The organism is Bacillus sp. BC05(2025), assembly GCF_056725905.1.
The window spans coordinates 107,981-122,014 of sequence record NZ_JBWYRA010000004.1; the positions used below are offsets into that span (position 1 = coordinate 107,981).

12 protein-coding genes are annotated in these 14,034 nt (G+C 35.7%); all 12 read left to right on the top strand.

What is annotated here, in order from left to right:
• Positions 1 to 43 precede the first annotated feature (43 nt).
• Positions 44 to 1,870: an APC family permease gene (locus tag ACZ76X_RS14735; protein ID WP_479850810.1), complete on the top strand. Its 1,827-nt coding sequence runs from the start codon at positions 44 to 46 to the stop codon at positions 1,868 to 1,870.
• Between the two features lie 593 nt (positions 1,871 to 2,463).
• On the top strand, positions 2,464 to 3,624 hold the full coding sequence (gene nheA, locus ACZ76X_RS14740) for a non-hemolytic enterotoxin NHE subunit A (RefSeq protein ID WP_479850811.1): 1,161 nt from the start codon (positions 2,464 to 2,466) through the stop codon (positions 3,622 to 3,624).
• Between the two features lie 31 nt (positions 3,625 to 3,655).
• Positions 3,656 to 4,864, top strand: a complete 1,209-nt coding sequence (gene nheB / locus ACZ76X_RS14745; RefSeq protein ID WP_042512898.1) for a non-hemolytic enterotoxin NHE subunit B — start codon at positions 3,656 to 3,658, stop codon at positions 4,862 to 4,864.
• A gap of 107 nt (positions 4,865 to 4,971) precedes the next feature.
• Positions 4,972 to 6,051, top strand: a complete 1,080-nt coding sequence (gene nheC, locus ACZ76X_RS14750; protein WP_479850812.1) for a non-hemolytic enterotoxin NHE subunit C — start codon at positions 4,972 to 4,974, stop codon at positions 6,049 to 6,051.
• 161 nt (positions 6,052 to 6,212) lie between these two features.
• Positions 6,213 to 6,839, top strand: a complete 627-nt coding sequence (locus tag ACZ76X_RS14755) for a LysE family translocator (RefSeq protein ID WP_479850813.1) — start codon at positions 6,213 to 6,215, stop codon at positions 6,837 to 6,839.
• A 536-nt stretch (positions 6,840 to 7,375) separates the two neighbouring features.
• Complete coding sequence (locus ACZ76X_RS14760; RefSeq protein ID WP_479850814.1) at positions 7,376 to 8,293, top strand: ABC transporter ATP-binding protein; 918 nt, start codon at positions 7,376 to 7,378, stop codon at positions 8,291 to 8,293.
• Positions 8,290 to 9,042 (top strand): ABC transporter permease, encoded by a 753-nt coding sequence (locus ACZ76X_RS14765; RefSeq protein ID WP_479850815.1) that lies wholly within the window; start codon positions 8,290 to 8,292, stop codon positions 9,040 to 9,042. The genes ACZ76X_RS14760 and ACZ76X_RS14765 overlap by 4 nt, the downstream gene beginning before the upstream one ends.
• A gap of 12 nt (positions 9,043 to 9,054) precedes the next feature.
• A complete protein-coding gene (locus ACZ76X_RS14770; protein ID WP_479850816.1) occupies positions 9,055 to 9,786 on the top strand; it encodes an ABC transporter permease in 732 nt (243 codons plus the stop codon).
• 22 nt (positions 9,787 to 9,808) lie between these two features.
• On the top strand, positions 9,809 to 10,159 hold the full coding sequence (locus ACZ76X_RS14775; RefSeq protein ID WP_479850817.1) for a YxeA family protein: 351 nt from the start codon (positions 9,809 to 9,811) through the stop codon (positions 10,157 to 10,159).
• 327 nt (positions 10,160 to 10,486) lie between these two features.
• The gene (locus ACZ76X_RS14780; RefSeq protein ID WP_479850818.1) at positions 10,487 to 11,200 is read left to right on the top strand and encodes a response regulator transcription factor; all 714 of its coding nucleotides are present in this window, start codon (positions 10,487 to 10,489) and stop codon (positions 11,198 to 11,200) included.
• A complete protein-coding gene (locus ACZ76X_RS14785) occupies positions 11,201 to 12,619 on the top strand; it encodes a sensor histidine kinase (RefSeq protein ID WP_479850819.1) in 1,419 nt (472 codons plus the stop codon).
• Between the two features lie 385 nt (positions 12,620 to 13,004).
• On the top strand, positions 13,005 to 13,952 hold the full coding sequence (locus ACZ76X_RS14790) for a sugar-binding transcriptional regulator (RefSeq protein WP_479850820.1): 948 nt from the start codon (positions 13,005 to 13,007) through the stop codon (positions 13,950 to 13,952).
• Positions 13,953 to 14,034: the final 82 nt, after the last annotated feature.

The window sequence follows — 14,034 nt, forward strand, 5'->3', positions numbered from 1 at the left end:
CTAGCAGAAAAGTTCGTACAAAATTATTGGAGAGTGGACAGCTGTGGTTTCATCTATTAAAAGATTTTTAATTGGAAGACCGTTAAAATCAACTGAGCTTGGAGAACAAAAGCTCAATAAAACGAAGGCGTTAGCTATTTTATCTTCTGACGCATTGTCATCGGTTGCATACGGACCAGAGCAAATTTTAATTGCTTTAGCAGGTCTTGGGGCGATTGCTTATTGGTATTCAATTCCGATCGCCGTTGGGGTATTAGTATTATTGACAGCCCTTATTTTATCTTATCGTCAAATTATTTTTGCCTATCCGCATGGCGGAGGCGCGTATGTTGTATCAAAAGAAAATTTAGGGATGAATCCAGGGTTAATAGCTGGAGGATCTTTATTAGTCGATTATATTTTAACTGTTGCAGTAAGTGTATCTGCAGGTACAGATGCGATTACGTCTGCTTTTCCTAGCTTACATGCACATAAAGTAATTATTGCAGTTATATTTGTTATATTAATTACGATATTAAATTTAAGAGGCGTAACGGAATCAGCTTCCGTTTTAGCATATCCAGTTTATTTATTCGTTTTAGCACTATTTATATTAATTGGGGTAGGGATCTATAATATTTTAACTGGTCAAGTGTCGCAGGCCTTACACACGCCGATTGGAACACCAGTTGCAGGGATTAGTTTGTTCTTACTGTTACGAGCATTTGCATCAGGTAGTTCTGCTTTAACAGGTGTTGAAGCAATTTCAAACGCAATTCCAAACTTTAAAGATCCCGCACCAAACAATGCGGCGAGAACATTGCTTGCAATGGGTGCATTACTTGCAGTTTTATTTTCAGGAATTGTTTTCTTAGCTTATTATTACGGAATTACTCCAAGTAAAGAAGTAACAGTTGTTTCACAAATTGCGGAACAAACTTTTGGACGTAATTTCATGTACTATTTCATACAGGGTACAACTGCTTTAATATTAATTCTTGCTGCTAACACAGGGTATTCTGCATTTCCGTTATTAGCAGTTAACCTTGCAAAAGACAAATTTATACCGAGAATGTTTACGATTAGAGGAGATCGCCTAGGATACTCAAACGGTATTATTATACTTGGAATTGCTTCGATTATTTTAATTGTAGCTTTCCAAGGACAAACAGAACATTTGATTCCGTTATATGCAGTAGGTGTATTTATTCCGTTTACCCTTTCTCAAACTGGTATGGTATTAAAATGGCTTCGTGAAAAACCTGAAGGATGGATTTTACGATTATCGATTAATTTGATTGGTGCAGTTATTAGTTTTATCGTAATGAGTATGTTCTTTTTAACTAAATTTGCACAAGTATGGTCGATCCTCATTTTCTTACCTGTTATTATCTTCTTGTTCCACCGAATTAAGAAGCATTATGATGCGGTAGGAGACCAACTAAGTTTAAAAACTTGTGAGCCACTTGTTCCGATTAAGGGAAATGTAATTGTCGTTCCGGTAGCTGGTATGACTCATGTAGTAGAAAATTCATTGAATTATGCTAAGGCTCTTTCTGCAGATCAAGTTATCGCTGTATATGTTGCTTTTGACAGAGAAGAAGAAAAGAAATTTGAAGAGAAATGGAAGAAGTGGCAACCTGAAGTAAGACTTGTTACCTTACATTCTCATTATAGAAGTATTATTCAACCGCTAACAAAGTTTATTGATACAGTGCAATATAAAGCGAGTGAATCAAATTACCGTGTTACTGTCGTTATACCACAGTTCATTCCGAAAAAAGGTTGGCATAACATTCTTCATAATCAGTCTAGCTTACTCATTCGTGCGTATTTACTCTATAAAAGAAATGTTGTTATTACGACAGTTCCATATCATTTGAAAAAGTAAGAAGATTTTTTAAGGATAGCTTCATGAAAGTGAAGCTATCCTTTTTGTGTATACACTATGCATAATTGCATACGAGCCTTGAAGTTATATCGATATAACTTTTGTATCTGTAAATAAGTAGAGGTTTTTGTTGTGATATATGGATATTTCAATTGAAAAAGTGAAGAGGATTATATTTTGGAATAAGGACAATAAAGCTTGAAAATAAAGGGAATGAAAATACTTCTTTACGTTATATAAATAGCTGTGTTTAAATGACCTTACAGTACAAAACTTACATGAAAACAAAACGAAATTTCATATTTACGTACGTTTTTTAGTTTATGATGAATAATATTTTTATGTAATATATTCACTGTGTGAATGTGGAAATGGCTATAAAATAGAAATTTTATACAATATTATTCATACTAATCACATATGAAATGTTTTATAACAATAAGTAAGTACTGTAGCAATAAAAGTTGAGAGAGGTGGTTCATCCATGGATCGCGGTGAGAACGTTCTCTATTTTAACCATCTCAAATTATATGCAAGAAAATAGAATAATAAAATGCGATAGTAATAGTTGCTAATACATAGGAGGAGTTAAAGTGAAAAAGACTTTAATTACAGGGTTATTGGTTACGGCAGTATCTACGAGTTGCTTCATTCCTGTAAGCGCTTACGCTAAGGAGGGGCAAACAGAAGTGAAGACAGTATATGCACAAAATGTAATTGCTCCAAATACATTATCTAATTCAATTAGAATGTTAGGATCACAGTCACCACTTATACAAGCATATGGACTAGTGATTTTACAACAGCCAGACATTAAGGTGAACGCGATGAGTAGTTTGACGAATCATCAAAAGTTTGCAAAGGCAAATGTAAGAGAGTGGATTGATGAATATAATCCAAAGCTAATCGACTTAAATCAAGAGATGATGAGATATAGTACTAGATTTAATAGTTATTATAGTAAGCTCTATGAACTAGCGGGAAACGTAAATGAAGATGAACAGGCAAAAGCAGATTTTACAGGCGCATATGGAAAATTACAATTGCAAGTACAAAGCATCCAAGAGAGTATGGAGCAAGATTTATTAGAGTTAAATCGATTTAAAACGGTTTTAGACAAAGATAGTAACAATTTATCAATAAAGGCTGATGAAGCAATAAAAACACTACAAGGATCAAGTGGAGATATTGTGAAGTTAAGAGAAGATATTAAAAGAATTCAAGGGGAAATTCAAGCTGAACTAACTACTATATTGAATAGACCTCAAGAAATTATAAAAGGTTCTATTAATATCGGTAAACAAGTATTTACAATTACAAATCAAACTGCACAAACGAAAACAATTGATTTCGTTTCCATCGGTACTTTAAGTAATGAAATTGTAAATGCTGCCGATAGTCAAACGAGGGAAGCAGCTCTTCGCATTCAGCAAAAGCAAAAAGAGCTACTACCACTTATTCAAAAATTATCACAAACTGAAGCAGAGGCGACACAAATTACATTTGTTGAAGATCAAGTAAGTAGTTTCACAGAACTAATCGATCGTCAAATTACAACTTTAGAAACGTTATTAATCGATTGGAAAGTTTTAAACAATAATATGATTCAAATTCAAAAGAATGTTGAAGAAGGCACGTATACAGATAGTAGTTTACTTCAAAAACATTTCAATCAAATTAAAAAAGTAAGTGATGAAATGAATAAGCAAACAAATCAATTTGAAGATTACGTTACAAACGTTGAAGTACATTAAAAATAAGTAACGATATAGGGAGAGAAGAAAAATGACAAAAAAACCTTATAAAGTAATGGCTCTATCAGCACTTATGGCAGTATTTGCAGCAGGAAACATTATGCCAGCCCATACGTATGCAGCTGAAAGTACAGTGAAGCAAGCTCCAGTTCATGCGGTAGCAAAAGCTTATAATGACTATGAGGAATACTCATTAGGACCAGAAGGCCTAAAAGATGCAATGGAAAGAACAGGTTCAAACGCTTTAGTAATGGATCTGTACGCTTTAACAATTATTAAACAAGGTAATGTTAACTTTGGAAATGTATCGTCTGTTGATGCGGCTTTAAAAGGGAAAGTGATTCAGCACCAGGATACAGCTAGGGGAAATGCGAAGCAATGGCTAGATGTATTGAAGCCACAGCTTATTTCAACGAATCAAAATATCATTAATTACAATACGAAATTCCAAAACTATTATGATACTTTAGTTGCTGCGGTAGATGCAAAAGATAAAGCGACTCTTACGAAAGGTTTAACTAGATTATCAAGTAGTATTAATGAAAATAAAGCGCAAGTAGATCAGTTAGTAGATGACTTGAAGAAATTCCGAAATAAAATGACGTCCGATACGCAAAACTTCAAGGGAGACGCAAATCAAATTACATCTATTTTAGCTAGTCAAGATGCAGGAATCCCGCTTCTGCAAAATCAAATTACAACGTACAATGAAGCAATTAGTAAATATAATGCAATTATTATCGGTTCATCAGTTGCGACAGCTCTAGGGCCAATTGCCATCATTGGTGGTGCAGTAGTGATTGCTACAGGCGCAGGAACGCCGTTAGGAGTCGCGTTAATTGCAGGTGGTGCAGCAGCTGTAGGCGGTGGTACAGCTGGTATCGTATTAGCGAAGAAAGAACTTGATAATGCACAAGCTGAAATTCAAAAAATAACAGGACAAGTTACAACTGCTCAATTAGAAGTAGCTGGGTTAACGAACATTAAGACACAAACGGAGTATTTAACAAATACAATTGATACTGCAATTACAGCGTTGCAAAACATTTCAAACCAATGGTACACAATGGGATCAAAATACAATTCTTTACTTCAAAATGTAGATTCAATTAGTCCGAATGACCTTGTTTTCATTAAAGAAGATTTAAACATTGCGAAAGATAGCTGGAAAAACATTAAAGACTATGCAGAAAAGATTTATGCTGAAGATATTAAAGTAGTAGATACGAAAAAAGCTTAATCAAATACGAATCGTTAGAGCGTTACGTATTGATGAAAGATTTGAAGCTCCTGTTCAGTTGTGAGCAGGAGCTTTTTATATCCTTATAAAGAAAATAGGTGAAAAGAATGCAGAAACGATTGTATAAAAAATGTCTTTTAACGTTAATGATTGCTGGGGTGGCAACGAGTAATGCATTTCCTTTACATCCTTTTGCAGCAGAACAAAACGTAAAAACATTGCAAGAAAGTGCGAAAAATTATTCGTTAGGACCAGCTGGATTTCAAGATGTAATGGCGCAAACGACATCAAGCATATTTGCAATGGATTCATATGCAAAATTAATTCAAAATCAACAAGAGACTGATTTGAGTAAAATAAGTTCGATTAATAGTGAGTTTAAAGGAAATATGATTCAGCATCAGCGAGATGCAAAAATTAACGCGGCGTATTGGTTAGATCACATGAAGCCGCAAATTATGAAAACGGATCAAAATATTATTAATTACAATAATACTTTTCAAGCGTATTATAATAGCATGCTAATTGCGATTGATCAAAAAGATAGCGTAAAGTTAAAAACGGATTTAGAAAAATTGTATGCGGATATTGTAAAGAATCAAAATGAGGTAGATGTATTATTAGGAGATTTAAAAGCCTTTCGCGATAGAATGGCGAAAGATACAAATAGCTTTAAAGAGGATACAAATCAACTAACCTCGATTTTGGCAAGCACGAATGCTGGTATTCCAGCTCTAGAGCAACAAATTAATACATATAATGATTCAATTAAAAAGAGTAATGATATGGTTATCGCTGGTGGTGTACTTTGCGTAGCGTTAATAACATGCCTTGCTGGCGGACCGATGATTGCCGTCGCGAAAAAAGATATCGCAAATGCAGAACGAGAAATCGCCAATTTAAAGGATAGAATTTCTGGCGCACAAGCAGAAGTCGCAATATTGACAGATGTAAAAAATAAAACAACAAACATGACTGAAACGATTGATGCAGCAATTACAGCGTTGCAAAACATATCAAATCAATGGTATACAGTAGGGGCAAAATATAATAATTTATTACAAAACGTAAAAGGAATCAGCCCTGAAGAGTTTACCTTCATAAAGGAAGATTTACATACAGCGAAAGATAGCTGGAAAGATGTAAAAGATTATACAGAAAAATTACATGAAGGTGTGGCGAAATAAACAGTGGACTAGTTCCGCTGTTTATTTTTTATCCTGTTTTTGTGAGAGTTGGACTTGTAATTTGATAGATACACTTCTGATTAAGCTTTTTATATTTAATGTTGTAATGAAAAAAGCTATACTGTAAGCAAAACTAAAAATTGGAAAGGAAATACTAGAACATGGAAAATTATCTACTATTTATCCTTACAGCAATGTTAATCATAATGATGCCTGGTCCTGGTTTTGCACTAGTTACAAAAAATACTATCTCCCATGGTAAAAATGGTGGGATAAAGACTGTTTTAGGAACGATATCTGGAATGATGATTCATACAATAATGGCTACGCTAGGACTCTCTGCCATCCTAATGAAATTTGCTATGTTATTTACATTTATAAAATATGCTGGGGCTGTTTATTTAATTTACTTAGCTGTAAAGTCAATTAAAAGTGCCTTACATAAAAAAGAAGGTATGTCAGGTTCAGTAGAAATGGACTCTAAGGATATTGGGGCAATTAAAAGCTTCAGACAAGGATTTACTACGGCAATTTTAAACCCAAAAACTGCTGTGTTTTTCCTTAGTTTTTTACCCCAATTTATTGTAAGTAATCAAAATCATTTCCTACAATTTCTTTTATTAGGAGTCACATTTACGACTTTGACAGCAATATGGTATTTACTTTATATCTCACTCATACGTCAATTAAGAACTTTTTTAAGAAAAGAAAGAGTGAATCGTACAATAGAGGGTATTACAGGCGCCGTATTATTAGTCTTTGGAGTGAGATTGTTTTTCCAAAAATAAATATGTATATGAAAAGAGAAATAATCACTATTGATTATTTCTCCACAGCCTGCAAAAAGGAATCCGTAAAGGATTCCTTTTTTACATTTAATGTTTTAATTCTTAGATAGAAATTCCGTTTTGGGGGTAATTCAAAATATTAGCTTGATGGATATGTGGTACTATCCCATGCCCATTAAGCTAAGAAATGCAAATACCTCAAAAACAAAAAGAGTGAACCTAATCAACAAAAATAAAATTGCTCTTTTCAATTCTTCTCATTACACGTAAAGCAGTAGCTAGTTTATTTTGCCTTGTATAGGATTCTAAATTCCCTACGATAAGCGCGCCCCAGACACTTTTCCTTCTCGATGGACTAGGGTAAACGGAGTACATCATCAAGCATTATTTTAAATCAACAGTTGCTTAAGATTTTAATACAAATCAAGTGATTTAAGGTTGGCTTAAGGTTCTCTTTAGATTGGAGAAAGGTGTAGGCATTACAGTTGAAAGAGAAGAAAAATATCTAAAAAATTTGAATGGAGCTGACTTTTCATATGGGTGTTTCGGCTATTGTACAAACGCAAAATCTTTCCAAAACATATGGGGCTATTAATTGTGTAAATAAAGTTGATCTTCATGTTCAGGAAGGGGAAATCTACGGATTTTTGGGTCCAAACGGAGCAGGGAAAACAACTACGCTAAAAATGTTGTTGGGACTTATTAAGCCTTCTGAAGGGACAATTAAAGTTTTCGGGGAAAGCCTGGATAAAAATCGTGCATCTATTTTGCAACGTACTGGGTCACTGATTGAATCTCCTTCTTATTATGGACATTTGACAGGGCTGGAGAATATGAAGGTCATGCAGCGTCTTCGAAATGTTCCAGATAAAAACATAGACGAGGTGCTTCGTATTGTACGGCTAGAAAATCAGAAAGACAAGAAGGCTGAACAATATTCACTTGGAATGAAACAACGGCTAGGAATCGCAATGGCTCTGCTTGCCTTTCCAAAGCTACTGATTCTTGATGAGCCGACGAATGGTCTTGATCCCGCTGGCATTGGTGAAATTCGGGATCTTATCAAATCTTTACCAGAACGCTATGGAATAACTATATTACTTTCCAGTCACTTACTCTCTGAGATAGAACAGATTGCTACCTCAGTAGGGATTATTAGTGAAGGTAGTTTGTTGTTTCAGGGTAGTATGACAAGTTTGCGGAAAAAAAATAGAAATGCCATCTTTATGAAAACGGGGAATAATGCCAAAGCTGAGCAGCTACTTTTCAATCAAGGATATAGTCCAATTAACAATGGCAGCCGGATTGAGTTGGGTAATCTTCAGGATACAGAAGTAGCGGAAATGAACAAATTGCTTGTTGAACATGAAATTGCTGTCACCCGAATCGAGGAGCAAAAGAAAAGTTTGGAGGATATTTTCCTGGAGTTTACAGGAAAGGAGCGAAGTTTGTGATTAAGATATTAGGACTGGAATATTTTAAAATTCGTCGCAAAAAAATATGGATTATGATTATATTATTTCTTCTTGTGGAGATGCTGTGGGCCTTTATGTCCATTAGTCGGTCCATTGCGAGCAATCCGGATAACCGCGTTTGGGAATCTATTTTTTTTAGTATCTCTACTATGAATGGCCTTTTTATGCCGATTATTTCGGCTGTTGTTGCCTCACGTATTTGTGACATGGAGCATAAGGGATCGACCTGGAAAATGCTTGCTGCTACTAATGTGGAACGTGGGCAACTCTATGCAGCGAAGTATATATGCATTAATAGTCTGCTGCTTTATGGTATCTTTGCACAAGTTTTATTCATAATAGTGTTCGGATTAATAAATGATTTTCCTGGCACTGTTCCTATCGGATTGCTAATCCGGTTCATTGGGGGGAATCTACTGACAACTCTTGCTGTCACAGCACTTCAACAATGGATTTCTTTCTCCATCAAAAACCAGTCTTTTGCGCTGTGCTTGGGTATGCTGGGCGGCTTTATAGGAATGACCGCTGGGCTATTTCCAGCTACTATTAGACATATTTTTATTTGGTCTTATTACTTGGAGCTCAGCCCCGTTACTTATTTATATGCTGAGTCTACGGGTTCCTATATGATACAGCCAGTAAGCTTTGGAATCGTAGTGGGGGCTTTGATTATGACAGTCCTATTCTATTTCGCTGGACGCATTCAGGTAAGCCGAAAGGAAATCTAAGGAGGAAAGTTAATGAAACGAAGTATTTCTGCTGAATGGCTTAAACTACGTCATTCCCGAATTGGTCTTGTAATTGCTGCACTCCCAATAATAAGTATGTTGATTGGAAGTGCGAATTTTTATTTGAACCAAGGCGCTCTGCAAAATGGTTGGTACAGCTTGTGGACTCAGGTCAGCCTGTTTTACGGTGTTTTTTTCTTACCTATTTTGATAGCTATCTGTTGCTCTTATATATGTAGGCTGGAGCATTTAAACCGAAATTGGAATATGATTATGACCTCTCCCGTATCGGTTGCCAATGTGTTTCTTGCCAAATTGATTATCGTTAGTATTTTAATTTTGTTCGCGCAAGGTCTGTTCATGGGACTCTACTGGTTAATAGGTACCTTGTTCTCTTTACCTGGATCATTCTCTGTAGAAACTATAGAATGGACGATACGTGGATGGTATGCTTCTTTGTCAATTAGTGCTTTGCAATTGGGACTGTCGCTACGGATTCGTAGTTTTGCTACACCGATCGGAATAAGTCTGTGTGGGGTTTTTATCGGATTAGGTATGTATATTGGCAAGTTTGGAATGTTATTCCCGTTCTCCTTGCTCAACATTGGCATGAGTGTGATGAGTCAGGATAAGTTGACGAACATGCAGAGCTTATTGTTTTGGGTGATTAATATGGCTTTTGTTATTATTTTTGCGTCGAGATCAATCAGAAGGTTAAAGAACAGAGACGTTGTTTCATCCTGATTGAGGTTAGGAGGAATTTATAATGAAAAAAATATTGTTGGTACTAGGGGCCGTCATCGTGTTTGGAGCATGTATGTGGATGTTCTTCTTCACTCCAGAAAAGCTTACACCTGAAAATCCTGCAGGGAAAACCGTTTATTACACTAAGATAACTGGACCCGGTGTTCAAGGTCAGAATGGACGGTACGACTATAAGGTGATTGCTTATGATGAGAAAAAAAAGAAAGAAGAACTAAGTTTTTCGGCAGGAAAGAAATTGAGAGAAGGAGCTTATATTCAACTATATTATACAATGATTCGGGGCGTTACGTATTGGGAAGAGGTTAGCTTTGAGGACCTACCCGAGGCGGTGCAACAACAGTATCGAGAATAATAATAATTTGAAAGAAGAAGGGACTTTCCTATAGTAATTAATTTACAGATAATAATGTAATACAAAACCCTATTTTTACATTGAATAAAAATGGTTTTTTTTGTTACTGTATAATGTCTCTTCCAAGAATAAACTAAATACTTTTTGCCCATAAAGATTAAACCAAAATTGCTGTACTATGTGGTTTTAAATAGTGAAGCTCAAAAATGAAATAGGGGGAATTCCTCAAATTATTTATTTAAATTTTAAAAAGGTATCAAGAAGTGAAGTTGAATTAAAAAACCAAAAAATTCCTTTTTTGTGTATAATCAAATGAGGTGATGTAAAATGGAAAATCTAAAAAACAAAAAAATATTAATTGTGGACGATGAACAAGAAATCAGAATAATGATTGAAAGATTTTTAAGAAAAGAGGGATTTTTTCGCATTTATACTGCTGTTGACTGCGCTTCTGCTCTGTCATTTTGCCAGGTAGACAATCCAGATATCGTAATTCTGGATGTTATGTTACCGGATGGTGACGGATTTTCTTTACTGTCTTCCATTAGGAAGTTTTCGAACACACCGGTTCTTTTTCTCTCTGCGCGGGGAGAGGATGAAGATCGATTGCTTGGATTGGGCTTGGGGGCAGATGATTACATGGTGAAGCCATTTCTGCCACGTGAGCTGGTATTACGGCTCATGGCGATTTTGAAACGTGTATATTCTTCTTCGGTCACAGAGCGTCTATCTATCTTCAGATTAGGAGAACAAATTGTTGATCTTGAAAGCGCTGTTGTACACAGAGGGCAGAAAGAGATGCCATTGACGGCAAAGGAGCATGCCATTCTTGTAAAGCTTTATGAAAATCAAGGACGTATCATTACAAATGATGCCTTATGTCAGGCTGTTTGGGGAGATGACAGCTACGGTCTTGAGAATACTTTGATGGTTCATATCAGGCGGATACGTGAAAAGATTGAGCTGGATCCTTCCAAACCAATCTATCTTCTCACCTTCAGGGGGTTGGGATATAAATTGCTAGTAAAGGAGACGTATTGAGTGGAAGGAATTACTCGTATATTACAGCGATTTGTCACCACGACCATCCTTATTTCGATATTTGTGCTTATTTTTAATTTCGTGCTACTAGGTACCTTGGTGTTCAATGAAACTAATCAACAAATCCCTCCGGAAGGTTTACTTAAAAAGATTTCTCAAAATCTAGACAAGCAGGATAACAACTATCATTTAGACGAGAACACCGCCAAGATTTTGCAGCACAATCAAGCGTGGGCTATGCTGATTAGTGAAGACGGCCATGTGCAATGGGATTACCATTTACCTAATGATGTTCCGAGATTTTATAATTTAGTCGATGTAGCTAAGTTATCGCGATATTATCTTTTGCAATATCCTGTTTATACTTGGGAACATGAAAATGACCTAATTGTGGTCGGATATCCAAAGGGAAGCCACTGGAAGTATCAATTTACCTTTCTTTCTGATTGGTTAAGGGAGATACCCTTGCGGCTTGGTGTACTGTTGCTCTTTAATGTAGGGATAACTCTGTTGATTTCTGTTGTGATTGGTACACGTCTCATAAGAGGGATACGTCCTCTTGTGTCAGGAGTCCACAATCTTGCTAGGGAGGAATTGGTTCAGTTGGATTCCAAGGGAATATTTGGTGACTTAGCTCAAAGTATTAATTCTGCCTCCACTAAGCTCCAGAAAAAAACGGACGCGTTGAAGGCACGAGATGAAGCGCGTTCTAATTGGATTGCCGGGATTTCTCACGATATCCGGACCCCACTCTCGATTATTCTTGGCTATGCAAGCGAAATGGAAGATAATTTTGACTTGCCGGAGGACCAGAGGCGGCAGGCTGGTATCATTCGGCATCAGGGTGAGAAGCTCCGCTCACTTGTAAGTGATTTGAATCTAGTCTCCATGCTTGAGTATGAAATGCAACCTTTGCATTTGAAGCAAATCCGTCTATCAGTTTTAGCGAGACAGGTGGCCACGGATTTTTTGAATAATGGGTTGGATGATCGTTATGAAATTGATTTGAAGCTGAATGTTGAAGCGGTTAAGGTTATTGGAGACGAGAAATTGCTACTTCGTGCAATTAGTAATCTTGTCCAAAATAGTGTAAATCATAACACACAGGGATGTGTAATCACGTTGGAAACCTCTCTATCCAAGGATCGCTCCCAATATCGCTTTATTGTAAAGGATAATGGGCGGGGAATCCCAAAGGAGAAATTGACGGAAATTACCGAGTTACCTTATTCGTCAAGAAGAAAGCGGACTGTCAAAGAAGGCCATGGCCTAGGGATTCCAATGGTGGCAAGGATTGTGCAGGCTCATCACGGGCGTCTATTTATTTCTAATAATGGAGATCGAGGAGGTTTAACGACTGTTATAGAATTACCTGCGCATCACGATGGGAAGTTAGAAAATAAAGAATATATAAAATAACTTAAAAAATCAGAAAGAAAAATAAAGTTAATATGAACCAATTATTACTTAATTATGTATCTAGTGGACGAGCTACTTATTTTAATAATTTTGTTGTGTAACTTTTTATAAAGTTGTACATAGAAATGTCTAAAAATGAGAATGTGTATCGTGATGAAAAATCATTTTTAGATTAGAACCAGTATGCTATATTGTGAAAAAATTTGTAATGTTCTAGTTATAGGGAAAGTATGTAGTTAAAAAACATCGATTAAAGTTTCATTTTAAATACTAAGTGTAGTAGAAGCTCAGTTAGATAAAATTCGGTAGTCGAATTTTTTTGCATAAAGCTGTATAATGCTTGTAACGAAAAGGAAATACAGGAAAGGATATGTAGCGAGTTACTATGGATAAAGATAAACAACAATTAAGCGTTGAAGTTGCAAGATTATATTATCAATCAGATTATAGTCAGCAAGAAATTGCGAATAAATTAAATATTTCAAGACCGACTATCTCTAGATTATTAAAGTACGCAAAAGAAAAAGGATTTGTTCAAATTAGTATAGCCGATCCATTTGCTGATTTAGATAACGTTGGAAATTTACTGAAAGAAAAGTACAACTTGTTAGAGGCACATGTCGTATTTTCACCAGTGCCGGAATATGCAACGATTACAGAGTATATTAGTAAATATGCAGCAGAGTATATGGAAAAAACAGTTAAAACTGGTGATATCGTTGGTGTAAGCTGGGGAATGACGATGTATGAAATCGCTAGAAAAATCGTACCACAACATGTAAAAGGTGTAGAAGTTGTTCAGTTAAAAGGTGGTATTAGTCATTCTAGTGTAAATACATATGCGAATGAAACAATCGCTTTATTTGCTGATGCTTTTCAAACAACGCCAAGAAATCTACCCCTTCCAGTTATATTTGATAACGCAGTGACAAAAGAATTAGTAGAGCAGGATCGACATATTCATCACATTATCGAAATGGGGAAACAAGCGAATATTGCAATTTTCACTGTAGGAACAGTGCGAGATGAAGCGCTATTATTCCGATTAGGTTATTTCGATAAGGATGAAACAAGTTTGCTCAAAAAACAATCGGTCGGTGACATTTGTTCACGATTCTTTGATGGGGACGGAAATATTAGTAGTGAAGAAATTAATAAGCGCACCATTGGAATTGAGTTAGAGGAACTGAAATTAAAGAAACGTTCTATTTTAGTTGCTGGTGGTAATAGAAAAATAAAAGCAATTGATGGAGCGTTACGTGGCGGATATGCAAATGTATTAATTATCGATCAGCATACAGCAAAGGAATTGTTACATTATCAAAAAGGTTAGAAATAAAAGGCTTTCTCAAGATATTAATTTTGAGAAAGCCTTTTATTTTGTTATGTATGAATTATGGGGTGCTTTTTGAATA